Origin of the sequence: Streptomyces sp. NBC_00457 (assembly GCF_036014015.1) — a bacterium.
GTDB lineage: Bacteria > Actinomycetota > Actinomycetes > Streptomycetales > Streptomycetaceae > Streptomyces.
Map to the genome: position 1 here is coordinate 4541220 of NZ_CP107905.1, position 23051 is coordinate 4564270.

Annotated in this window: 22 protein-coding genes; 4 read left to right on the plus strand and 18 right to left on the minus strand. The window is 71.2% G+C overall.

Going from position 1 to position 23051, the window contains the following annotated elements:
* Positions 1-10: 10 nt before the first annotated feature.
* The 4 genes from groL to OG828_RS20410 form a co-directional block, all read right to left on the minus strand.
* Positions 11-1633, minus strand: coding sequence for a chaperonin GroEL (groL, locus tag OG828_RS20395; protein WP_328358673.1), 1623 nt, complete (start codon positions 1631-1633; stop codon positions 11-13).
* 117 nt (positions 1634-1750) lie between these two features.
* Positions 1751-2059, minus strand: a complete 309-nt coding sequence (groES, locus tag OG828_RS20400) for a co-chaperone GroES (protein WP_003998759.1) — start codon at positions 2057-2059, stop codon at positions 1751-1753.
* Positions 2060-2365: 306 nt separating this feature from the next.
* Entirely contained in the window at positions 2366-3064 is a 699-nt protein-coding gene (locus OG828_RS20405) for a polysaccharide deacetylase family protein (RefSeq protein WP_328501944.1), read from the minus strand.
* Positions 3061-3975, minus strand: coding sequence for a polysaccharide deacetylase family protein (locus OG828_RS20410; protein WP_328501945.1), 915 nt, complete (start codon positions 3973-3975; stop codon positions 3061-3063). The genes OG828_RS20405 and OG828_RS20410 overlap by 4 nt, the downstream gene beginning before the upstream one ends.
* A gap of 90 nt (positions 3976-4065) precedes the next feature.
* On the opposite strand from OG828_RS20410, the gene OG828_RS20415 reads away from it, so the two are divergent.
* Complete coding sequence (locus OG828_RS20415) at positions 4066-5256, plus strand: class I SAM-dependent methyltransferase (protein ID WP_328501946.1); 1191 nt, start codon at positions 4066-4068, stop codon at positions 5254-5256.
* On the opposite strand, the gene OG828_RS20420 is transcribed toward OG828_RS20415, so the two are convergent.
* From OG828_RS20420 to OG828_RS20440, 5 genes are all read right to left on the minus strand, one after another.
* Positions 5234-7267 (minus strand): cell wall-binding repeat-containing protein, encoded by a 2034-nt coding sequence (locus OG828_RS20420; protein WP_328504905.1) that lies wholly within the window; start codon positions 7265-7267, stop codon positions 5234-5236. The two genes, OG828_RS20415 and OG828_RS20420, sit on opposite strands and share 23 nt — an antisense overlap.
* A 132-nt stretch (positions 7268-7399) precedes the next feature.
* Positions 7400-8683: an RNA polymerase sigma factor gene (locus tag OG828_RS20425; RefSeq protein ID WP_328501947.1), complete on the minus strand. Its 1284-nt coding sequence runs from the start codon at positions 8681-8683 to the stop codon at positions 7400-7402.
* Between the two features lie 48 nt (positions 8684-8731).
* A complete protein-coding gene (locus OG828_RS20430) occupies positions 8732-9082 on the minus strand; it encodes a YciI family protein (protein WP_328501948.1) in 351 nt (116 codons plus the stop codon).
* Between the two features lie 111 nt (positions 9083-9193).
* Complete coding sequence (locus OG828_RS20435) at positions 9194-10243, minus strand: LCP family protein (protein ID WP_328501949.1); 1050 nt, start codon at positions 10241-10243, stop codon at positions 9194-9196.
* Positions 10244-10375: 132 nt separating this feature from the next.
* A complete protein-coding gene (locus OG828_RS20440; protein ID WP_328438980.1) occupies positions 10376-11443 on the minus strand; it encodes a LacI family DNA-binding transcriptional regulator in 1068 nt (355 codons plus the stop codon).
* 119 nt (positions 11444-11562) lie between these two features.
* Here OG828_RS20440 and OG828_RS20445 point away from each other — a divergent pair, with 119 nt between their 5' ends.
* On the plus strand, positions 11563-13863 hold the full coding sequence (locus OG828_RS20445; RefSeq protein WP_328438981.1) for a glycoside hydrolase family 3 N-terminal domain-containing protein: 2301 nt from the start codon (positions 11563-11565) through the stop codon (positions 13861-13863).
* Positions 13864-13882: 19 nt separating this feature from the next.
* Positions 13883-14398 carry a hypothetical protein gene (locus OG828_RS20450; protein ID WP_328358700.1) on the plus strand — a complete coding sequence of 172 codons (516 nt, stop codon included), beginning with the start codon at positions 13883-13885 and terminating at the stop codon, positions 14396-14398.
* Here OG828_RS20450 and OG828_RS20455 read toward each other — a convergent pair.
* From OG828_RS20455 to tsaB, 4 genes are read right to left on the minus strand one after another with little or no spacing between them, the layout of a single operon-like run.
* Positions 14349-14606 (minus strand): hypothetical protein, encoded by a 258-nt coding sequence (locus tag OG828_RS20455; protein ID WP_328358703.1) that lies wholly within the window; start codon positions 14604-14606, stop codon positions 14349-14351. The two genes, OG828_RS20450 and OG828_RS20455, sit on opposite strands and share 50 nt — an antisense overlap.
* Positions 14603-15688 carry a tRNA (adenosine(37)-N6)-threonylcarbamoyltransferase complex transferase subunit TsaD gene (tsaD, locus tag OG828_RS20460; RefSeq protein ID WP_328358706.1) on the minus strand — a complete coding sequence of 362 codons (1086 nt, stop codon included), beginning with the start codon at positions 15686-15688 and terminating at the stop codon, positions 14603-14605. Before tsaD ends, OG828_RS20455 begins: the two co-directional genes overlap by 4 nt.
* Entirely contained in the window at positions 15681-16154 is a 474-nt protein-coding gene (rimI, locus tag OG828_RS20465) for a ribosomal protein S18-alanine N-acetyltransferase (protein ID WP_328372023.1), read from the minus strand. Before rimI ends, tsaD begins: the two co-directional genes overlap by 8 nt.
* Positions 16155-16171: 17 nt before the next feature.
* Positions 16172-16825, minus strand: coding sequence for a tRNA (adenosine(37)-N6)-threonylcarbamoyltransferase complex dimerization subunit type 1 TsaB (gene tsaB / locus OG828_RS20470; protein WP_328358709.1), 654 nt, complete (start codon positions 16823-16825; stop codon positions 16172-16174).
* A 108-nt stretch (positions 16826-16933) separates the two neighbouring features.
* Here tsaB and OG828_RS20475 point away from each other — a divergent pair, with 108 nt between their 5' ends.
* On the plus strand, positions 16934-17488 hold the full coding sequence (locus OG828_RS20475; RefSeq protein ID WP_328501950.1) for a hypothetical protein: 555 nt from the start codon (positions 16934-16936) through the stop codon (positions 17486-17488).
* A gap of 378 nt (positions 17489-17866) precedes the next feature.
* On the opposite strand, the gene tsaE is transcribed toward OG828_RS20475, so the two are convergent.
* The 5 genes from tsaE to OG828_RS20500 form a co-directional block, all read right to left on the minus strand.
* The gene (tsaE, locus tag OG828_RS20480; RefSeq protein ID WP_328438985.1) at positions 17867-18382 is read right to left on the minus strand and encodes a tRNA (adenosine(37)-N6)-threonylcarbamoyltransferase complex ATPase subunit type 1 TsaE; all 516 of its coding nucleotides are present in this window, start codon (positions 18380-18382) and stop codon (positions 17867-17869) included.
* Positions 18354-19598 carry an alpha/beta fold hydrolase gene (locus tag OG828_RS20485; RefSeq protein WP_328358718.1) on the minus strand — a complete coding sequence of 415 codons (1245 nt, stop codon included), beginning with the start codon at positions 19596-19598 and terminating at the stop codon, positions 18354-18356. Before OG828_RS20485 ends, tsaE begins: the two co-directional genes overlap by 29 nt.
* A gap of 72 nt (positions 19599-19670) precedes the next feature.
* Positions 19671-20852: an alanine racemase gene (gene alr / locus OG828_RS20490; RefSeq protein ID WP_328501951.1), complete on the minus strand. Its 1182-nt coding sequence runs from the start codon at positions 20850-20852 to the stop codon at positions 19671-19673.
* Between the two features lie 501 nt (positions 20853-21353).
* The gene (locus tag OG828_RS20495) at positions 21354-21998 is read right to left on the minus strand and encodes a M23 family metallopeptidase (protein WP_328358724.1); all 645 of its coding nucleotides are present in this window, start codon (positions 21996-21998) and stop codon (positions 21354-21356) included.
* Positions 21999-22163: 165 nt separating this feature from the next.
* Positions 22164-22988, minus strand: a complete 825-nt coding sequence (locus OG828_RS20500) for a L,D-transpeptidase family protein (protein ID WP_328501952.1) — start codon at positions 22986-22988, stop codon at positions 22164-22166.
* Between the last annotated feature and the right edge of the window lie 63 nt (positions 22989-23051).

Below are 23051 nucleotides of genomic sequence, written 5' to 3' on the forward strand. Positions count from 1 at the left end.
CCGACTTACGTCAGTGGGAGTGGCCGTGGCCGCCCGCGGCGGCCGGCTCTTCCTCTTCCTTCTTCTCGACGACCAGGGTCTCGGTCGTGAGGAGCAGGGAGGCGATGGAGGCGGCGTTCTCCAGGGCGGAGCGGGTGACCTTCACCGGGTCGATGACGCCGGCCTTGACCAGGTCGCCGTACTCGCCGGTGGCGGCGTTGAAGCCCTGGCCCTTGTCGAGCTCGGCGACCTTGGAGGTGATGACGTAGCCCTCCAGGCCGGCGTTCTCGGCGATCCAGCGCAGCGGCTCGACGACCGCGCGGCGGACGACGGCGACACCGGTGGCCTCGTCGCCGGTCTTGTCGAGGTTGCCCTCGAGGACCTTGGCGGCGTGGACGAGCGCGGAGCCACCACCGGAGACGATGCCCTCCTCGACCGCGGCGCGGGTCGCGGAGATGGCGTCCTCCAGACGGTGCTTCTTCTCCTTCAGCTCCACCTCGGTGGCGGCGCCGACCTTGATCACGCACACGCCGCCGGCCAGCTTCGCGAGGCGCTCCTGGAGCTTCTCGCGGTCCCAGTCGGAGTCCGTGGTCTCGATCTCGGCCTTGATCTGCGCGATGCGGCCCTCGACGCCGCCCTTCTCACCGGCACCGTCGACGATCGTGGTGTCGTCCTTGGTGACGGTGACGCGGCGCGCGGAGCCGAGGACGTCCAGACCGGCCTGGTCGAGCTTGAGGCCGACCTCCTCGGAGATGACGGTGGCGCCGGTGAGGACGGCCATGTCCTCCAGCATCGCCTTGCGGCGGTCGCCGAAGCCGGGGGCCTTGACGGCCACCGCGTTGAAGGTGCCGCGGATCTTGTTCACGACGAGGGTGGAGAGGGCCTCGCCCTCCACGTCCTCGGCGATGATCAGCAGCGGCTTGGAGGAGTTGGACTGGATGACCTTCTCCAGCAGGGGCAGCAGGTCCTGGATGGACGAGATCTTGCCCTGGTTGATCAGGATGTACGGGTCGTCGAGGACGGCCTCCATACGCTCCTGGTCGGACACCATGTACGGCGACAGGTAGCCCTTGTCGAAAGCCATGCCCTCGGTGAAGTCCAGCTCCAGACCGAAGGTGTTGGACTCCTCGACGGTGATGACACCGTCCTTGCCGACCTTGTCCATCGCCTCGGCGATCAGCTCGCCGACCTGCTGGTCCTGCGCGGACAGCGCGGCGACGGCGGCGATGTCGGACTTCTCGTCGATCGGGCGCGCGGTCGCGAGGAGCTCCGCGGAGACCGCGGCGACGGCGGCGTCGATGCCCTTCTTCAGGGCGGCCGGGGAGGCGCCGGCGGCGACGTTCTTCAGGCCCTCGCGGACCAGCGCCTGGGCCAGCACGGTGGCGGTGGTGGTGCCGTCACCAGCGATGTCGTTGGTCTTGGTCGCCACCTCCTTCACCAGCTGCGCGCCGAGGTTCTCGTACGGGTCCTCGATCTCCACCTCGCGGGCGATCGTGACACCGTCGTTGGTGATGGTGGGTGCGCCGAACTTCTTGTCGATGACGACGTTGCGGCCCTTGGGGCCGATCGTCACCTTGACCGTGTCGGCAAGCTTGTTGACGCCGCGCTCGAGGGCGCGACGGGCGTCCTCGTCGAACTTCAGGATCTTCGCCATGGGAGCGGTTCAGCCCTCTCGGAAAACGTGGGTGAAACGAACTGCGCCCCTGACGCCCGGCTTCATAAGGTCGCGGGGGCCCGGGGCGCAGCTCAAAAACAAATGTGCTTCGTTGATCTACTTCTCGATGATCGCGAGCACGTCGCGAGCGGAGAGCACCAGGTACTCCTCGCCGTTGTACTTCACTTCGGTGCCGCCGTACTTGCTGTACAGCACGATGTCGCCGGTCTTGACGTCGAGCGGCAGGCGCTCGCCGTTCTCGAAGCGGCCCGGGCCCACGGCCAGGACGACGCCCTCCTGGGGCTTCTCCTTGGCGGTGTCCGGGATGACCAGGCCAGAGGCGGTGGTCTGCTCCGCGTCGAGCGGCTGGACCACGATGCGGTCCTCAAGCGGCTTGATGGCAACCTTGGAGCTGGTGGTCGTCACGATCCGACCTCCCCCTTCGGAGATCTCACGGGGTTAACTGTCTGAGGTGGCGACCAGGTCGATCCGTCGTCGCGGGTGCCGGACCTGCCCGTCGCTATTGGCACTCTCCAGGGGGGAGTGCCAGACCAGAGACTATGACGGGGTTAGCACTCGGTCAAGCGGAGTGCCAATGCCTGCGGCGCGTCGGCGGATTCTGGTGGACGTCCGTTGCGTGGATCCCGGCGTTGGTTTCCTGGGGGCTGCGCCCCCAGACCCCCGCTTCGGCCTGGCGGCCTCGTCCTCAAACGCCGGACGGGCTGGATTTGTCTACAGGTAATCCTCGAGCCGCCCCACCCTCAGCCCCGCCTCCTCCACTCGCCGCAGCACCCGTTCCGTTCGCTGCCACAGGGGTGGGCCGGTCGGGTCGTCCGGGCCGATGAGGATGATGTCGCCGGGGTGGAGGGGGGCGTCGTCGGTGTCGGCGGAGGTCCACAGGACGATCGCCGCGAGGCCGCAGTCGGCGGTGGCGTGCAGGGTCGTCATGTCGTAGCGGCCGTGGGGCGGGCGGAAGAGGCGGGGGCGGATGCCGAAGCGGGACTTGAGCTTGTCCTGCTGGCCGCAGATCTCGGCGCGCTGGCCGGCGTAGGGCAGGCCGGGCAGGGCGGTGTGGTCGAGGGTGTGGTTCTGGATGCTCGCGCCGACCGACTGCAGGCGCGCGAAGTGGCCGTAGCCCGGGCCCACGACGCTGTCCGTGAGGAACATGCTGACCGGGAGCCGCAGTTCGCGGACCATGTCGACGAAGCGGGGGTCCTTCTCCGCCCCGTCGTCGTAGGTCAGGAAGACGACCTTGTCCCGGGTGCGGACCCGGTCGACCACGGGCGGCAGACCCCGGTCCGCCCCCGGGCCGTGCGGGCTCACCCGTCCGGCCGCCTTCTCGCCGAGGCGTTCGAGGGGGTCGACGGACTGGGCGCAGCCGGTGAGCAGCGCGACGGTCAGCGCCAGCGCCCCGGCCGCGCGCGGCCTCACAGGTAGTCCTCCAGCCGTGCCACGGCGTACCCCTTCGCCGTGACCTTCTCCAGGAACCGTCGGACCATGTCCGGCATCGTGCCCTTCCAGTCGTCCTTACCGCGGAAGTGGCTGAGAACGATGTCGCCGGGATGAAGGTCACGGTCCCACTCGCGGTACTCCCAGTGGTCGGCGAAGACCTCCTCGTTCCACAGGGGCGCGTACTTGATGCCGCAGGCCTTCGCGGCGTACAGGGTGTCCGCGTTGTAGTTGCCGAAGGGCGGGCGGAAGAGGGTCGGGCGGGTGCCGTAGTGCTTCTCGATGACGTTCTGCATGCCGCAGATCTCGCGCTTCTGGCGGGAGTACGACAGGCCCGGCAGGTACGGGTGGTGGAGGGTGTGGTTGTGCAGGCTCACGCCCGCCTGCTGCATGCGCTTGAAGTAGCCGTAGTCCTCCTTCACCAGGTAGTCGCTGAGGAACGCGGTGTACGGGACCCGCAGTTCGCGCATCATGCGCAGGAACGCCGGGTCCTTCTCGGCGCCGTCGTCGATCGTGAGGAAGACGATCTTCTGCCGGGTGGGGATCGTGGTGAAGACCGGCGGAAGGTCGTCCTCCTCATGGCCGTCCACCTCGAAGCCCGCGCGGGTCTTGATCTCCGGCTTCACGGCCGGGGGCGGCGGGGCGGTCAGGGGGACCCGCGACAGGCCCCAGCGTTTCGCCGCCGCGGCCCGGGCCCGCTGCGCGGCGTGCCGCTTGTCGGGGGCCTTGGCGCCGGGCGCCTCACGGGGCTGCTGGCCTGCTGCGGGCGGTGCCGTGGAGGCGCCGTCCGCGCAGCCCGAGGCGATGGCCGCGGCGGCGAGCACGGCGATTCCGGCACGGATCCGGCGCTTCCGATACGCACCGTATTTATCATTTTGTACGACTACTCGCATGGAGCCGGATCCTCGCAGGCACCCGCCCCCAACCCCGGCCGACACCGCCGCCGCGCATGCACCATCCACCGACTGGCCCACAATGAACCGGTGAACGACCTCGCCCCCCTCCTCACCCCCGAAGGCCGCGCCCTCCTCGACGAGGTCCGCGGTACCGACCCCGCGCGGGAACTCGCCGTCGCCACCCGGCTGCGCCGCGAGCACCCCGCCGAGCTGGTGTCGGCGGCGCTCGGGCAGGCGCGGCTGCGGCAGCGGGCGGTGGCGAAGTTCGGGGCCGAGGACGCGGGGCGGATGTTCTTCACGCCGAACGGGGTGGAGCAGTCGACGCGGGCGAGCGTGGCGGCGTATCGGGCCGAGCGGTTCAAGGCGCTGGGGATCCGGTCGGTCGCTGACCTGTGCTGCGGTATCGGCGGTGACGCGATCGCGTTCGCCCGCGCCGGGATCCGGGTGCTGGCCGTGGACCGGGATCCGCTGACGGCGGCGGTGGCGCGCGCGAACGCCGACGCGCTGGGGCTGGCCGGGCTGATCGAGGTGCGGGAAGTGGATGTGACGGAGGTGGACACGACTGCGTACGACGCCGTGTTCGTCGACCCCGCCCGGCGTGGCGGCCGGGGCCGGATCTTCGACCCCGAGGCCTACTCGCCGCCCCTGTCCTGGGCGGTGCGGACGGCACTCGAAGCTCCCCGCGCCGCTCTGAAGATCGCGCCCGGAATCCCCCATGAAGCCGTCCCCGCCGAGGCCGAGGCCGAGTGGATCTCCGACGGCGGGGATGTGAAGGAGGCGGTGCTGTGGTTCGGCACCGAGCCGGGCGCCGTGCGCGCGACCCTGCTGCCGGGGCCGCGGACCCTGCTGGGACGCGGGCTGCCCGACCCCGAAGTCCGGCCTGTGGGGCGGTACTTGTACGAGCCCGACGGCGCCGTCATCCGGGCCCATCTGGTCGCCGAGGTCGCCGAGTCACTGGACGGCGGGCTGATCGACCCCACCATCGCGTACATCACCGCCGACGAGCATCACGAGACCCCGTACGCCACCGCGTACGAGATCACCGATCAACTCCACTTCAGCGTCAAGAAGTTGAAGGCACTGCTCCGGGAGCGGCAGGTCGGGACGCTGACCGTGAAGAAGCGGGGGTCGGCGGTGGAGCCGGAGGAGTTGCGCAGGAAGGTCAAGCCGCAGGGGCCCAACGCGGCGACGGTGTTCCTCACCCGGGTCGAGGGGGCGCCGACCATGCTCGTCGGCGCCCCCTCGAAGCCGTCGGCTACTGCCGGTGGAGCGTCTTGAGGGGCTCCAGGTGGGGGTCGGCGCCGGTCGGGCCGGTGCGGGCCACGGTGGCGGGCTGACCGCCGTTCGTGCGGGCCGAGAAGGTGCTCGCCTGCGTGCTCGTGGGCACCGTGCCGTTGTAGTACTCGTGGTACACGAATTGGGAGCCGCTGGCGCTGATCGAGGCGCCCGCCGTGTTCAGCGTGCTCGCGGTGACGGAGGCGGTGGGGCCGAACGCGACCGTGAAGCTCGTGCTCGCGGACTCGCGCAGCAGATAGCTCTTGGTCTCGTCCGACAGGGCGGGGCGGGAGGTCCACAGGAGGGGCCCGAAGACGTTCATCGCCGCACCGGCGGACAGGCCGTCGCGCCAGGCGCCCGCGTAGGCGAGCGCCACCGAACTCGGCGCCGTCCACCAGAACTTGGCGACCGCCACAGACAGCGCCGCGTCGGTGCTCCCCGTGATCGGGTAGTACGAGTACGTCGACGGCCACCGGGAGAAACCCGTGTGGGTCAGCGCGTACTTGGCGTCCGACCCGACCGTGATGACCATGGTCTTGTCCGGGTTCAGGCTGTTGAGGTACGACTTCACGGCCGCGGTCAGCTTCTTGCCGTTGGTGAGGACGACGCTGCCCGCACTGGCCGCTCCGTCGGCGCCGGCCGCGGCGGCTGCCGGGAGAGCCGCACGGTAGTCGGTGCCCGACGCCAGGAACACATACTTCGGGGCGCCGGTGACGGACTGCGCCACCTTGACCGATGTCTCGTAGCGGTCGGCGCCGGACAGCCGCTTGGGGACGTAGCCGAGCGTCCTCAGCTGGGCGGCGACATTGCTGCTGAGGATGGACGTGCCGCCGACGAGATACACACTGGCGCCCGGCTTCAGCACCCGCTTCAGCTCGCTCTTCACCGCTGTGGACAGCCCGGTCTTCGGGGTCGTGAGCACCGGCCCCTGCTTCTTGCCGGCCAGCGCGGGCGCGGTGAGCGAGTAGGCCGCGTCGTCCTGGTTGACCAGCACCGCGGCCTTGGCGTTCAGCAGGCCCGGCACACTGCCGCCGATCTTGTTCCAGGTCCAGCGCGAGGAGGCGACGTTGGTGTTGTAGGCGTTGCTGCCCCAGATCCGGCCGGTGCGGTTCTTGCGCAGCGGCTGCCAGCTGGGGTTGCTGCCCTGCGGCGTGCCCGGGACCCGCGTGAGCTCGCCGGTGGCCAGGTCGACGTACTCGGTGGTGTGTACGTCGTCGCTGTTCGGCGAGGTGTGGGCGTCGAAGACGATCCGCTTGCCGGTGGGCGACCAGGACGGGTTGGCGTACCGGCGGGGGCCGTCGGTGTGCTGCCGGACGTCGGTGCCGTCGGCGTTCGCCGTGAGGATCTGCGGGTTGCCGTCGGGGTCCTTGCGGACGAAGGCCAGCTTGGTGCCGTCGGGCGAGAAGGCGGGCTGCTCGGCGTTGGCGAGGACCCGCTTGAGCGTGTTCGTCGTTCCGTCGTAGGTATAGATCCGCGCGCTGTCGGAACAGCCCTCGACGCGACGGGAGAAGGCGAGCAGGCCGGACGGGCTCACCGTCGGGTCCTCGTCGCAGACCTTGGCCGGTTCCAGGGCCTCGGACAGCAGCGGGGCGGGCGCGAACGAGCCGTCGGAGGGGCCGTAGGCGAGCTGGCCGCCGGAGGCGAAGACGACGTAGCGGCCGCCCCACCAGAACGCCAGGTCCTCGTAGGCGGCGCTGGAGCGCATGCCCTCCGCCCAGGGCAGGGTGATCTTCGAGGAGCCGCTGGGCCGGACGCTGGAGATCTGGCTCCAGGCGGTGACCAGCCGGCTGCCGTCCGGCGCCCAGGCGGCGTCGTCGCCGGAGGTGCCCGGGACCGCGGTGGCCCGTCCGGTGGCCGGGTCGACGAGGACGGGGCCGTCGGTGAGGATCCGGCCCTCGGTGCCCGGCCAGGGCCCTGCCTCGTCGGCGGCGGCGCCCGGTGCGGTGGCCAGGGTGCCCACGGCGGCGAGCGCCGCCGCGGTCGCGAGCGCCGCGGCACGGCGGCGCGTGAACATGCTCAAGGTTCGATCCCCCCATGGATCTTCACAGCCTCTACACAGAGGCCGGGTCACTGTAGTGCCCAACGAGGCGTGAGGGGAACAGAGTCACTGGTGAACAGCTGTGCGTTTTCGGGTTACGTCTTCGGGTTACGCATCGCACTCCCGCGCCCTGGCCAGCAGCAGCTTCCGCTCGCGTTCGTTGCGTGCAAGGCCGGCCGCCCGGGCGAACTCCTCGCGGGCCTCCGCCGTACGCCCCAGGCGGGCCAGCAGATCGCCGCGCACGCTCGGCAGCAAGTGGTAGTCCCGCAGGGCGGGTTCGGTGGCGAGGGCGTCGACCAGCTCCAGGGCCGGGGCGGGGCCGTCCGCCATCGACACGGCGACCGCGCGGTTGAGTTCGACGACCGGGGAGGGGGCGCGGGCGGCGAGCAGGCCGTACAGGGTGGCGATCGCGCGCCAGTCCGTGTCCTCGTAGGTGAGCGCGTGCGCGTGGCAGGCGGCGATCGCGGCCTGGAGGGCGTACGGGCCGGGCACGCCGGTGGACACCGCGTCCGCGCGGTCCAGGGCGGTGATCCCGCGGGCGATGAGGAGCCGGTTCCAGCGGCTGCGGCTCTGGTCCTGGAGCAGGACCGGCTCACCGTCCGGGCCGGTGCGGGCGGCCATCCGCGACGCCTGGAACTCCAGCAGCGAGGCCAGGCCGTGCACCTCGGGCTCCTTGGGCATCAGTCCTGCCAGCTGCCGGGCCAGCCGCAGCGCGTCCTCGGCGAGGGACGGGCGCAGCCAGTCGTCGCCGGCCGTGGCGGCGTAACCCTCGTTGAAGATCAGGTAGATGACGTCGAGAACGGAGCCGAGGCGGGCCTCGCGGTCGGGGCCGTACGGCACCTCGAAGGCGACGTTCTTCGTGGCGAGGGTGCGTTTCGCGCGGACGATGCGCTGGGCGACCGTCGATTCCGGGACGAGGAAGGCGCGGGCGATCTCCGCTGTGGTCAGGCCGCCGAGGAGGCGCAGGGTGAGGGCGATACGGGCCTCTGCGGAGAGGACCGGATGGCAGGCGGTGAAGACGAGGCGGAGCAGGTCGTCGTCGATGTCGTCGGGGTCCGCGGGCTCCTCGGGCTCGGTCACCGTCGACAGGTCGCGGCCGATCTCCGCCAGCTTGCGGGCGTAGTTCTCCTTGCGCCGGATCAGGTCGACGGCGCGGTGCCTGGCGGTCGCCATCAGCCAGGCGCCCGGATTGTCGGGAACCCCGTCCCGGGGCCACTGCTCCAGCGCGGCGACCAGGGCGTCCTGGGCCAGCTCCTCGGCGATGCCGACGTCGCGGACGACACGGGCGACGGCGGCGATGACGCGGGGCGACTCGATACGGAAGACGGTCTCGACGGTGGATCGCGGGTCGGCGGTGGCGCGCGGGTCGGCGGGGGGCTGCGAACTGCTCACAGCCCCCCATTGGACACCCGGACCGGCGTGCCTCCAAGGACCGGAGGCTCAGCCCATGATCTCCCGCACCTCGCAGGTCACCGTCCAGAAGTCCTCGTGCACCTTCAGGAACCGCTTGGTCCACTCCAGCGCCTCGGCCCTGTCCTTGCACTGGAGGATCGCGTAACCGCCGACGGCCTCCTTGGTCTCGGTGAACGGACCGTCGGTCACGGAGATCTTCCCGTCCTCCCAGTGCACGCGGGTGCCCTGGGCGGTGGGCGTCAGACCGGCGGTGTCGAGCATCACCCCGGCCTTGGTCATCTCCTCGATCAACTCGCCCATCCGCTGCATCAGTTCGGGGCTGGGGCCGGCGGCCGCCTGGCTCTCCTGGGTCTTCACCAGCGACAGGTAGCGGGGCATGGGGACTCCTTCGACACGGACCGGCGGGGCCTCTCCCCGCCTTTCACCCCTGTGTCGATCGGGAGACGGCCGGATCGACACGCGCCCCGGATTTCTTCGGGGACATTCTCCTCACCGCAACGACTCCCACAACTCCCCCGCCTCCGGCTCCTGAGCGACCACCCGGTTGGCGTCCGAAGGTGCCCTCTCCACCGGCATGGTCACCGTCGTCGTGTCGTCCGCGGACAGCCCTTCGAGGCTCTGCCCCAGCGCGTACAGCTCGGTCAGTGAGTCCAGGCCGGTGTCGGTGGTGAGGCTGCCGGTCACGGCGTCGGCGACCGAGTAGAGCCGGGTGGGACCGATGTCGGACAGCCGTTCCAGCAAGGCCTTCACGAGCGTCTGCTGGAGGCCTATGCGCCCGAGGTCGCTGCCGTCGCCGATGCCGTGCCGGGTGCGGGCGAGGCCCAGGGCCTGCTCGCCGTCCAGGTGGTGGGTGCCGGCCTCCAGGGTCAGGTGGCTGTCCTCGTCGTCGATGTCCTCGTCCGTGCTGACGGTGACCCCGCCGAGCGCGTCGACCAGCTTGGCGAAGCCGGCGAAGTCGATCTCGATGTAGTGGTCCATGCGGACGTCCGTCATCGACTCGACGGTCTTCACGGCACAGACCGGACCGCCCACCGCATAGGCGCTGTTGAACATCACGCCGTACGCCTCCTCCGTCGACTCCCCGTCCGCAAGCGGGCAGGACGGCCGGGTGACGAGCGTGTCGCGCGGGATGCTGACCACGGTGGCCTCGGTGCGGCCGGCGTCGACGTGGACGACCATCGCCGTGTCGGAGCGGGCGCCGCCACTGTCGCCGCCGCCGAGCTGCTGGTTCTCCTCGCCGTCCCGCGAGTCCGAGCCGAGGACCAGGATGTTCAGTGCCTCGGTGGGCAGGGGGGACGCGGACGCCGAACCGGCGGGCGTCGTCATCGACTTGGCCGGGCGGTCGTCGCCGAGCGCGCTGTTGATGTCGACGCTCGTGATGTTGTCGTTGAGGTGCCAGTAGACCCAGCCGGCCCCAGCGGCGCCCAGCGCCAGCAGACCGGCCAGGGTGAGACCGACGGCCTTCAGCAGGCCGGCGCGCGGGCGTATGTGTCTGTCCGATCCCCCGTTGTCGTCCCCGTGTTCGTCATCAGCAGTCACGGACAGGAACGTAAGTCCGAATTATTACGAGAGGACACCCCTGCCCGCGGTTTCTGCGGAAAATCTAAGACTTCTCAGCCCAGCCTCAGGGCAGAACCGACGACTTTCAGCACCTCCGAAAGTTTCGGCCGGTCATCCGACTGACTTCGGGAGAGCGGGCGGTGCCTCCGTGCTGCTGCGCACCACCAGACTCGTCGCCAGCTCCACCCGTGTCGCCGCCGGGGTCCCCTGCTCGCGCGCGAGATCGAGGACGAGCTTGGCCGCCGCCTCGGCCATCTCGGTCAGCGGCTGCCGTACGGTCGTCAGCGGCGGCCCCACCCAGCGGGCGATCGGCAGATCGTCGAAGCCGACGACGCTCAGGTCCTCCGGGATGCGCAGCCCCAGCTCGCGCGCCGCCTCGTACAGGCCGAGCGCCTGGAGGTCGTTGCCGGCGAAGACCGCGGTGGGCCGGTCGGGGGCGCGCAGCAGGTCCAGTCCGCGCCGGTAGCCCGTCTCGTGGTGGAAGTCGCCGTTCTTGATCAGCTCGGGGTCGACCGGCAGCCCGGCGGTCTCCAGCGCCGCCCGGTAGCCGTCCACCCGGGCGCGGCTGCACATCATCCGGGACGGTCCGGTGATCGCGCCGATCCGGGTGTGCCCCAGCTCGACGAGATGGCGCGTGGCGGCGAGCCCGCCCTGCCAGTTGGTGGCGCCGATGGACGGCACGTCGGCGCCCGGGTCGCCCGCCGGGTCCATCACCACGAACGGGATGGAACGGCTGGTCAGCAGGGCGCGCTGGGACTCGTCGAGGCCGGACAGGACGAGGATCACGCCGTGCGGGCGGCGGGCGGCGACCTGGTCGGCCCAGGTGCGGCCGGGGGTGAGCCGGCCGGCGCTCTCGCTGAGCACCACGCTCAGCCCGGCGTCCCGCGCCACGTTCTCCACGCCCCGGATGACCTCCATCGCCCACGCGCTCTCCAGCTCGTGGAAGACCAGGTCGATCAGGGGGGAGCGGCTCGCCTCGGCGCGGCGGCGCCGGTAGCCGTGGGCGCGCAGCAGTTCCTCGACGCGGGTCCGGGTCGCCGGGGCGACATCGGCCCGTCCGTTGAGGACCTTCGAAACAGTCGGCGCGGATACGCCGGCCTCGCGGGCGATCTCGGCGAGCGTCGCGGTCTGCGTCGAGCGTCCTGCCGTCCGGGTTTGAGCGGGCTCGGAGGGTGTCATGGCGGCGATCGTATCCCTGCACCCCCTCTTGACGAACCCTTCTGAGCGCCATAGCGTCCCGGAACATTCGAAGTGTATAACGAAACATTCGCCAGCGACCGGGAACCGACAGGAGTTTCATGACCACCGCCCCCTGGCGTGACCCCGCCCTGCCCGCCGCCGCCCGCGTCGACGATCTCCTCGCCCGGATGACGCTGGAGGAGAAGACCGCCCAGCTGTACGGCGTGTGGGTGGGCGCCGCCACGGACGGCGACGGAGTCGCTCCGCACCAGCACGACATGACTGTCGGCTCCGCCGAAGACTTCGCCGAGCTGATCACCCACGGCCTGGGCCAGCTCACCCGCTCCTACGGCACCGCCCCCGTGGACCCGGCGCTGGGCGCGCAGGCATTGGCCCGCGCCCAGCGCCGTATCGCCGACGCGGGCCGCTTCGGCATCCCTGCCGTGGCCCACGAGGAATGCCTGGCCGGCTTCACGGCCTGGGGCGCCACGGCCTACCCGGTCCCCCTCGCCTGGGGCGCCACCTTCGACCCGCCGCTGGTCGAGGAGATGGCCCGGCACATCGGCCGCGACCTGCGCACGGCCGGCGTCCACCAGGGCCTCGCGCCCGTCCTGGACGTCGTACGGGATCCGCGCTGGGGCCGGGTCGAGGAGACGATCGGCGAGGACCCGTACCTGGTCGGCACGGTCGGTGCCGCCTATGTACGCGGCCTTGAGTCGGCCGGGATCGTCGCCACGCTCAAGCACTTCGCCGGGTACGCGTCCTCCGCGGGCGCCCGGAACCAGGCCCCCGTGCGGGCGGGCGTCCGGGAGCTCGCGGACGTGATCCTGCCGCCCTTCGAGATGGCGCTGCGCGAGGGCGGGGCCCGTTCGGTGATGGCGGCCTACAACGAGACGGACGGCGTCCCGGCCTCCGCGGACCCGGCCCTGCTGACCGAACTCCTGCGCCGGGACTGGGGGTTCACCGGCACGGTCGTCGCCGACTACTTCGGCATCGCGTTCCTCGAGACCCTGCACCGCGTCGCCGGCTCCCCCGCCGAGGCGGCGCACGCGGCGCTCGCCGCGGGCATCGACGTGGAACTGCCGACGGTGAAGTGCTACGGCCGCCCGCTGCTGGAGGCGGTACGGGAGGGCCGCGTCCCCGAGGAACTGGTGGACCGGGCCACCCGCCGGGTCCTGCTCCAGAAGTGCGAACTCGGCCTCCTGGACGCCGACTGGGACCCGGAGCCCAAGGGCCCGATCGACCTCGACTCGACGGCCAACCGCGCCCTCGCCCGCCGACTGGCCGAGGAGTCCGTGGTCCTGCTGGACAACCCGGACGGCGTGCTGCCGCTGGCCCCGGACGCCCGCATCGCGGTCGTGGGCCCGCGCGCGGCGGACGCCCTCGCCATGCTCGGCTGCTACTCCTTCCCGTCCCACGTCCTCACCCACCACCCCGAAGTCCCCATGGGCATCGAGATCCCGCCCGTCCTCCAGGCCCTGCGCGACGAACTCCCCGACGCCAAGGTGACGTTCGCCGAGGGCTGCGACACCTCGGACCCGGACACCTCCGGCTTCGAGGAGGCGGTGGCCCGGGCCTCCGAGGCGGATGTGTGCGTGGCGGTGCTTGGCGACCGGGCGGGCCTGTTCGGGCGGGGCACCTCGGGCGAGGGCTGCGATGTGACGGACCTGCGGCTGCCGGGCGTACAGGGCGAGTTGCTGGACCAGCTGATCGCGACGGGCGTACCGGTCGTGCTCGTCCTCCTGACGGGACGGCCCTACGCGCTCGGCCGCTGGCACGGGCGCCTCGGCGCGGTCGTCCAGGCGTTCTTCCCGGGGGAGGAGGGCGGCCCGGCGGTGGCGGGAGTGCTGTCGGGCCGCGTCAACCCCTCCGGCCGCCTCCCCGTGAGCGTCCCGCACGTGCCCGGCGGACAGCCCTGGACCTACCTCCAGCCCCCGCTGGGCCTGGCCGGCGAGGTCAGCAACCTGGACCCGACGCCGCTGTACGCCTTCGGGCACGGCCGCTCGTACACCACGTTCGCCTGGGAGTCCGACGCGGCGGAGGCGGAGATCGGCACGGACGGCTCGTACGAGATGACCGTGACCGTCCGCAACACCGGCGACCGCGCGGGCGCGGAGGTCGTCCAGCTCTACCTCCACGACCCGGTGGCGTCGGTGACCCGCCCGGACGTCCGGCTGATCGGCTATCAGCGGCTGGAGCTGGCACCCGGAGAATCCCGCCGGGTGAGCTTCCGCTTCCACGCGGATCTCTCCGCCTTCACCGACCGCTCACATCACCGCGTGGTCGAACCGGGCGTGCTGGAACTACGGTTGGGGGTATCCAGCGCGGAAGTGCTGCACACGGCACGACTGACTCTCACCGGCCCGGTACGCGTGCTCGGCCCGGACCGCCGGCTGCGGTGCGAGGCGGTGGTGTCCTGAGCCTCGGGGGAGGGGCGCGATGGACAGATACGTCCACCACGAACTGCGGTCCGTCATCACCGTGCTGACCGTGACCGCCGTCTGCGTGCCGGTGACCGCCGTCTCCCAGGGGGCGCTGGTCAGCTGGAGCGGGCTGCCGCTGTTCGTCCTCGGCCTGATCGGCTTCGCGACGCTGCTCACGCTCGTCGGGGGGACCCGCATCAAAGGGCTCAGCGAGGTGCGGGACTTCGAGGCCGCGGTCCCCTTGGAGGAGGCGCCCGTCGAGGCGTCCCTGCTCCGGCGTCCGGTCAATCCGTGGCTGTTCACCATGACGACGGCCGCGACGCTGGGCTTCGCGTTCGCCCTGGACCCCGTGGCCGCCCTGTTCCCGCTCTGGCCGGCGCTGGCCTGGCTGGGGCAGGCCTGGCTCGCCGCCGACTGGGAGCGCCGCCACGGCAAGGTGCTGTGGCGGGGCCACGACCCGGACAAGCCCTGGCGGCTCTCCTTCAGCCCCCGGCCACTGCCTCGAACCGCCACCGGTGCACTGCCCGGGTGACCAACTCACCGTCAGGTTCGGGCAGTTCCGGCAGTACGGCGTCGTAGTCGGCGTCCCACCACGTGATGACCAGCACCCGGTCCTGCGGGGCCCGGAAGGTCTCCCGGCGCAGCGGCTCCTCGGGAAGCCGCTGCTCGCGCGCCCAGGCCAGCAGCTCCTCGCCCCGCCCTTCGACCGCCCGCGCCTCCCACATCAACGCCACGGTCATGAGTACAGGTTGTCCTTGCTGACCTCGTGGACATGGTCGTGCCCCGGCACATGCGGGTCGGTCACCGGCAGCGAGGAGTCCGCCGACAGGTCCCAGCTGGACACCGCCCGCCCCCGCGCCACCATCTCCGCGCCGAGCGCGGCGACCATCGCGCCGTTGTCGGTGCACAACTTGGGCCGCGGCACCCGCAGTTCGATCCCGGCCGCCTCACACCGATGCTGGGCGAGGTGCCGCAGCCGGGAGTTGGCCGCCACGCCACCGCCGATCATCAGATGCCCGACGCCCTCGTCCTTGCAGGCCCGTACGGCCTTGCGGGTCAGCACGTCCACGACCGCCTCCTGGAAGGACGCCGCCACATCGCGCACCGGCACCTCCTCCCCCGCCGCCCGCTTGGCCTCGATCCAGCGGGCCACGGCGGTCTTCAGGCCGGAGAAGGAGAAGTCGTACGCCGGATCGCGGGGCCCGGTCAGCCCGCGCGGGAAGGCGATGGCCTGAGGGTCGCCCTCCTTCGCGTACCGGTCGATGACGGGACCGCCCGGGAAACCGAGGTTCAGCACCCGCGCGATCTTGTCGAAGGCCTCGCCGGCCGCGTCGTCGATGGTCGCGCCCAGCGGCCGTACGTCGGAGGTGATGTCGGAGGACAGCAGCAGGGACGAGTGCCCGCCGGACACCAGCAGCGCCATCGTCGGCTCGGGCAGCGCGCCGTGCTCCAGCTGGTCCACGCAGATGTGCGAGGCCAGGTGGTTCACGCCGTACAGCGGCTTGCCCAGCGCGTAGGCGTACGCCTTCGCCGCCGAGACGCCGACCAGCAGGGCGCCGGCGAGGCCGGGACCGGCGGTGACGGCGATGCCGTCCAGGTCCCTGGCGCTCACCCCGGCCTCCTTCAGCGCACGGTCGATCGTCGGGACCATCGCCTCCAGATGCGCCCGGGAGGCGACCTCGGGCACCACGCCGCCGAAGCGGGCGTGCTCGTCGACGCTGGACGCGACGGCGTCCGCCAGCAGGGTCGTGCCGCGGACGATGCCGACGCCGGTCTCGTCGCAGGAGGTCTCGATCCCCAGGACCAGAGGTTCGTCAGCCATTGATCTCGGTTCCTTGTACGGAGGTTGATGGGTCGGTCAGTCGCATGACGAGGGCGTCCACGTTCCCCGGCTGGTAGTAGCCGCGCCGGAAGCCGATGGCCTCGAAGCCGTAGCGCTCGTACAGCTTCTGCGCGCGGACGTTGTCGATCCGGCACTCCAGCATCACTTCGGCACACTCGAAGGCGGTGGCCGCCCGCAGCAGTTCGGTCAGCAGCCGCCCGCCGAGGCCGGTGCCCCAGTGGTCGCGGGTGACGGCGATGGTCTGGATGTCGGCGAGGTCTCCGGACGCGGCGAGGCCCGCGTACCCGACGAGCCGGTCCGCGTCGACGGCGACGACGTACCGCTTGGTCGCCGCGGGACCGCGCGCGTGGGCGAGCTCGGACCAGAACATCCCGCGCGACCAGGCGTCCTCGGGGAAGAGGTCCTTCTCCAGCTCGAGCACGGCATCGATGTCCCACCAGCGCATCTCGCGCAGCACCGCTGTCACTTGGGGGTGACCACCTTGTAGTTCTTGGGCACCTGGGCGTCGGGACGGCGCAGGTACAGCGGCCGCGGCACGGGCAGTTCCGCGCCGGCCGCCAGCCTCTCGGCGGCGAGGCTCGCGAGCGCCGCGGCCGACACATGCTCGGGCTCGTGCACGTTGGGGAAGGTGTCCGGGTACAGCAGCGCGCCCGCGCCGACGGCGGGCAGTCCCGCGACCCGGTCGGCGATGTCGGCGGGCCGGTCGACGGCGGGATCGGTGACGCGCGTACGGGAGTCGGCGTAGCGCGCCCAGTAGACCTCCTTGCGCCGGGCGTCGGTGGCCACGACGAAGGGGCTGCCCATGTCGGACGCGTACGCGAGGCCGTCGAGCGTGCACAGTCCGTGCACGGGGACGCCGAGCGCCAGCCCGAACGTGTCCGCGGTCATCAGACCGACCCGCAGCCCGGTGTACGGGCCCGGACCGATCCCTACGACGATCCCGGTGACGGCGTCGAGTTTCAGCCCCGCCTCCGTCAGCACACGGTCGACGGCCGGCAGCAGCAACTCTCCGTGTCGGCGCGCGTCGATCTGACTCGACGAGGCGATGACATCCGTCCCGTCGTGCAGAGCGACGGTGACGGCGGGGGTGGCGGTATCCAGAGCTAGCAAGAGCACGCAAACAGCCTACGGCTCCGCGGGCTCGAGCACGGCCGCCCAGGTCCGGCGGTCACCTGCTGCTACCGTCGCAACGAAGCGTGACGTACGACGAAGAGGTGGGCGACCGTGCCAAGCAGCAGCGCCGGATTCGTGGCCGTGCTGACCGCGGCGGCCGTCGCGACCATCGGCTTCCTCGCCTACCAGGCCTCGGCGACCGTACCGGCCGATCTGGGCCGGCCCCAGGCGGGCGGCTCGGCCTCGGCGGCCACCTCCAAGGCGGCACGGGACGGGCAGCACCCCGAGGCACTGCCCGCCGGTTCCGGAACGGGTGAACGCGTCGTGTACTCGGTGGACGCCGACCGCGTCTGGCTCGTCACCCGGGGCAACAAGGTCCAGCACACCTTCAAGGTCAACCCGAGCACGGTCGACCCACCGCCCGGCACCTACTTCGTCACCTCCCGCTCGAAAGCGGTCACCGGCTCCGACGGCACCCCCATCGAACACGTCGTCCGCTTCACCAGCGTCGACGGCGTAGCCATCGGCTTCAGCGCAGCCGTCGACGGCTCGACCCCGGTCCCCGACCCCACGGTGAAAACAGGCGGCATCCGCGAATCACGGGCCGACGGCAACGCGATGTGGCAGTTCGCGACGGTGGGCCAGAAGATCGTCGTGATCCGCTAGAGCCAGGGTCAGTACAGCGCCCCGATAGGGGCGCGGGGAACTGCGCGACCAGCCACAACGAACCCGCAGACGACTACGCGGCCCGACGGCCCTCTGTCTCACACCGCGCTGGCGCAGTCGGCGGCGTGGAAATCACGCGCGCCGCCGCACAAGACGCCAGCAACGCACTCATCGACACCCCGCCAACCGCGTACGGCTGCTGAGGCCGGACCTCATACCGGTCGTTCTCCGTGCTGCGTTCCGAAGCCGACATGGACGCCTCCTGAGGGACGGGGGCGGACGTAGTTAGGTAGACCTAACTACAGACTGGGTACCATGTGACCACGCGCAAGACCCCGAAAGCAATAACTTGCCGACGCCTTGTCGGAACGTTCACGCTCACGCCGACAGCACGCTGAGGTCCGCGTTCGCCCACCGCTCCCCCAGCCCGGTCAGCGTCACCCGCCGAACCTCGTCGGCCGTGTCGCCGACGGCCCGGTGGATGTCGACCTGCAACCGGTCGTCGGTCAGCTCCTCGACCTTCCCCTCGCCCCACTCCACGACGATCACCGACTCGGGCAGCGAGACATCGAGGTCGAGGTCCTCCATCTCGTCGAGGCCGCCACCGAGGCGGTACGCGTCGACGTGGACCAGCGGCGGCCCGTCACCCAGCGACGGATGCACGCGCGCGATCACGAACGTCGGTGAGGTGACGGCCCCCCGGACCCCGAGCCCTTCACCCAGCCCCCGGGTCAGCGTCGTCTTGCCCGCGCCGAGCTCCCCGCTGAGCATCACGAGGTCACCGGCGCGCAGCAGCTTGGCGAGGTGGCGGCCGAGTTCCCGCATCTGGTCGGGGGAGGTGATGGTGAGGTTCTGGACGCCCGGCTCAGCCTGGCTGTGCGGTACTGCTTCCATAGCCACTTACGGTAGCCCCTGCCGGCACGGCACCCGCGCGGGTGAGCAGGTCGGCGAGACGGTCGGTGACCACTTCCGGGTGCTCCAGCATCACCAGGTGCCCGGCGTCCGGGACGAGGACGAGCTCGGCGTCCGGCAGCAGATCGGCGATGGCCTCGCTGTGCTCACTGGGCGTGACGAGGTCCCTGACCCCGGCCAGTACCAGCACCGGCAGATCGGTGAAATACGCCAGCGCCTCGGTCTTGTCGTGGTCCCCGAAGGCCGGGTAGAACTCGGCGACCACATCGATCGGCGTGCCCTCGATCATCCGCTCGGCGAACCGCGCGACCGCCGGATCGACGTCCCGGGACGCGAACGAGTAGCGCTTGATGATCCCGGCGAACAGATCGGCGGTGGCCCGCCGCCCCCGCTCGACCAGCGCCGCCTGCTGCCCCAGCGCTTTCAGCACTCCGGGGAGCACGCGACGTACGGCGTTGACGCCCGCGACCGGCAGCCCGAAGTTGACCTCGCCGAGCTTCCCCGACGACGTACCGATCAGCGCGACGGCGGTGACCCGCTCCCGGACCAGCTCCGGGAACTGGGCGGCCAGTGCCATCACGGTCATCCCGCCCATGGAGTGCCCGACCAGCACGATCGGCCCCTCGGGCACGGCCGCGTCGATCACGGCCTTCAGATCGCGGCCCAGCTGGTCGATGGTGATCGGAATGCCGTCCTCGACCTGGGACACCCCGCGCGCGGACCGGCCGTGGCTGCGCTGGTCCCAGTGCACCGTCCGTACGACACCCCTGAGCGCCGCGCGCTGAAAGTGCCAGGAGTCCTGGCTGAGGCAGTAGCCGTGGCTGAAGACGACGGTGACCGGGGCGGGGGCCTTACGGCCGAAGAGCCGGCGGCGCCGCGGGGTGAGCCCCTCCTGGGGTTCGACGTCGTCGACCTCGTAGTACAGCTCGGTGCCGTCGTCGGCATACGCCTTGCCGGGGGTGCCGCGCAGGGCGCCGTACGGTCCGGCCGAGTCCAGGGCGAGGCGGGCCTTCTGCCGCATCCCGCGGCCGACCGTCATGCGTTCGATCGCGACGCCGGCCGCCGCGCCCGCGGCGACCACGCCGATCGCGGCACCCGCGATACCGGTCACCCGGCGCCAGTTCCCGGCCGCCCCCGTGGCGGAGGCGACGGCCGCCGAGGCGGCGTTCGCTACGGCCTCCGCACTGCTCTCGCTCACGAATCGCTCCTCTTCGCCGTACTGCTGGTCGCCGGATGGCGGTGGATGACTGCGGTGCACGCCTCCTGGCGTCTACCCCGCTTGTTCCTCGTTCACATAGACGCGGGGGACACGGGTTCCGATGCGGGTGACGATTTCGTACGCGATGGTGCCCGCGGCCTGCGCCCAGTCCTCGGCGGTGGGCTCACCGCGGTCGCCGGGCCCGAACAGGACCGCCTCGGTCCCGGTCACGGGCTCGTCGCCCCCCAGATCCACGACGAACTGATCCATCGCGATCCGCCCCGCGACCGTACGCCACTTGCCGCCGATCATGACCGGCCCGGTCCCGGAGGCGTGCCGCGGGATGCCGTCCGCGTATCCCACGGGCACCAGGCCCAGGGTGGTCTCGCCGGGGGTGGTGTAGTGATGCCCGTAACTCACGCCGTGACCGCCCGGAACGTGCTTCACCAACGCGACCGACGCCGACAGCGTCATCACCGGCCGCAGTCCGAAGTCGGCCGGGCCGCCGATCTCCGGGCTGGGCGAGATGCCGTAGACGGCGATCCCGGCGCGGACGAGGTCGAAGTGGCTGTCGGGGATGGTGAGCGTGGCCGGCGAGTTGGCGATGTGCCGCACCTCGGGCCGAACGCCCTGCCCCTCCGCATACGACACCATCTCCCGGAAGCGGCCGAGCTGGGCGTCGATGGAGGGATGCCCGGGCTCGTCGGCGCAGGCGAAGTGCGACCAGAGCCCGGTGATGCGGATGAGTCCGTCCTGCTCGGCGCGCAGGGCGGCGCCGACCAGCTCGGCCCAGTCGCCACCGGGCTGGCAGCCGCCTCGCCCGAGTCCGGTGTCGGCCTTGAGCTGGACCCGGGCGGGGGTGCGGGTGCGGGTCGTCGTCTGCTGAGCGGCAGCGGTCACTTCCTGTAGAGCCCACATACCGCTGACGGATACATCGAGATCGGCCTCGATGGCCTCGCGCCAGGGCCCGCCCGGGGTCCACAGCCAGCACATGATCCGCCCCGGCACACCGGCGGCCCGCAGCGCGAGGGCCTCCTCGGGAGTGGCGGTTCCCAGCCAGCTCGCCCCGGCCTCGACGGCCGCACGGGCGCACGGCACCGCGCCATGGCCGTAGGCGTCGGACTTCACCACGGCCATCAGCTGCGCACCCGGTGCCAGGGCGCGCAGGACCCGCACATTGGCCCGCAGCGCGGCCAGATCGATCTCGGCGCGGGCACGCAGCGGGGCGGTCGGCGGTGGTGCGTTCTCAGTCATGGCGCCCCCAGTGTCTCAGAGGGGTCTGACGGCCGAGCTCTCCGGCCGCCGGCGGCCGCCGCGACGGCGTCCCGCCGAGTAGCAGGGGAATCCTGGCCGCGCCGGCCCACATGAGATGCCCGGGCCGGGGGCCCTGTGCGCGACGCAGCGGCCGTCCGCGCCCGGCCATCACGCGCGACTGCCCGCATGAGGTGCCCGGGCCGGGGGCCCTGTGCGCGATGCAGCAACCGTCCACACCGGGCCCCGCACGGAGATGCCCGGACCGAACCCCCCTGCCCGCCACGCAGCAACCACCCACACCAGGCCCCACACGGAGACGCCCGAGCCGGACGGCCCGCTGCGCCGCGCAGCGGCCGTCCGCGCCCGGCGCCAGGGCCTGGTGCCGCACGCCCGCCGGGACCCGTCGACGCGTTGCTGCCGCGGCCCGCGGAGACGTGCGCTCCGCAGGCCGCCGCACCACTCGCCGGGACCCCATCGCCGCTGCGGCACCGTGCGGGCGGGTCAGAGGCGCAGTCCGTGCCGGGCCAGGTATTTCACCGGGTCGATGTCCGAGCCGTACTTGCGGCGGGTGCGCACCTCGAAATGCAGATGCGGTCCGGTGGCACGGCCGGTGCTGCCGCTGTTGCCGAGCCGCGTGCCGGGCCGGACCTTGTCGCCCCGTTCCACGGAGATACGCGACAGATGGGCGTAGACGACATAGCGGCGGTCACTCATCTTCACCGTCACGGCCTTGCCGTACGACCCCGACCACCGGGCCAGCACCACGACACCGGGGCCCACCGAATAGACCGGGGTTCCCTTCGGTACGGCGAGGTCGATTCCGGTGTGATACCCGACCGCCCAACTCCCCCGCATCCGGTAACGCGCCGTGACCTTGACCCGCCGCCGTACCGGACGGCGCCATTTCTTCGGGGCGCGGTACACGTCTTCGTCCGGGTCCACCCAGTCCTGGGGTTCCTCCACGTCCGCGAGCAGGGCCTCGAATTCCTCGTCGTACTCGATGCCACAACTCCCGGCCGGTTCCTCACCCCAGTCACCCGAATCAGAATCGCTCGCGCGCTTCCCAAGGACGGCGCCCCCCAGAACAACGGCCGCCCCTCCCAGCACTTCACGCCGAGTAGCATCACGTATGTCTGATTCACTCATGCCGCCAGCGAACCATCCCCCATTTCTTCTCCGCACACTCGGCCGACCGGTATTGCTCCCTTCGGTGGTTTCTTCACCTAGGAAGCGCCAATTTCCCGCCCACCGTTTGCGAGCGACGGCCGCAATCACAACGCGCGCACACGAGTTACGGCCGTCGCCTCGCGCTCAGATCGGCCGACGCCCCCATACGTACACCCGATCGCCCTTCTTCAGCAGGCCCCACAGCTTGCGGGCGTCGCCGTGGCGCAAGCTGACGCAGCCTCGGGAGCCGACGGTGGTGAAGATGGTGCCGTGGACGGCGTGGAATGCCTGACCGCCGCTGAAGAACTGGGCGTACGGCATAGGGGACTTGTAGAGCGTCGAGTAGTGATTCTTGTGCCGCCAGTGGATCGTGTGCCATCCGACACGAGTCCGATGCCCGGCCCGCCCACTGCGCATGGGCACCGGCCCGAAGACGACCTTCTTCCCCTTCTGCACCCAGGTCAGTTGCCGGCTGAGATCGACACAGGCGACGCGATACGTCCGTACCGGGCACTTCTTCGCGGCATTGGGGTTCTTCTTCGCGGCGGCGACCTGCGTCCACGCCCACGTAAGGGGCCCGGCATATCCGTCGACCTCGATACCCTGCTTCTCCTGAAACGCCCGGATCGCGTCGCAGTCCCTCTCCGACTGCTTCCCGTCCACCTTCAACTTCAGGTACCGCTCGACCTGCCGCTGATAAGGCCCGGTGAAGTCGGGGCAGCTGTCCGGCACGATCTCCTCGTCGACCGGAACATCCTCAAGAAATGCATAAGCTCTGTCGGCCGCGTCCCTGAGCTCCGTCTCGACGGCATCCAATTCATCGCCGGTCGCACTCTCCCCCGGCACCAACTCCCCTTCCACACCAGCTGCATTCGGCCCAGGTTCCGCAGCGGCGCTCCCCACAGGAATCACAGTGACAACGGCCAACAAAACCGCGACACTCCGGCGCACAAGACGTCCACTGATCATGCGCTCACATAAGCGCGCGGCCTCGACGACACCGGGGAGCCGCGCGGCAGACATCACCCGTAC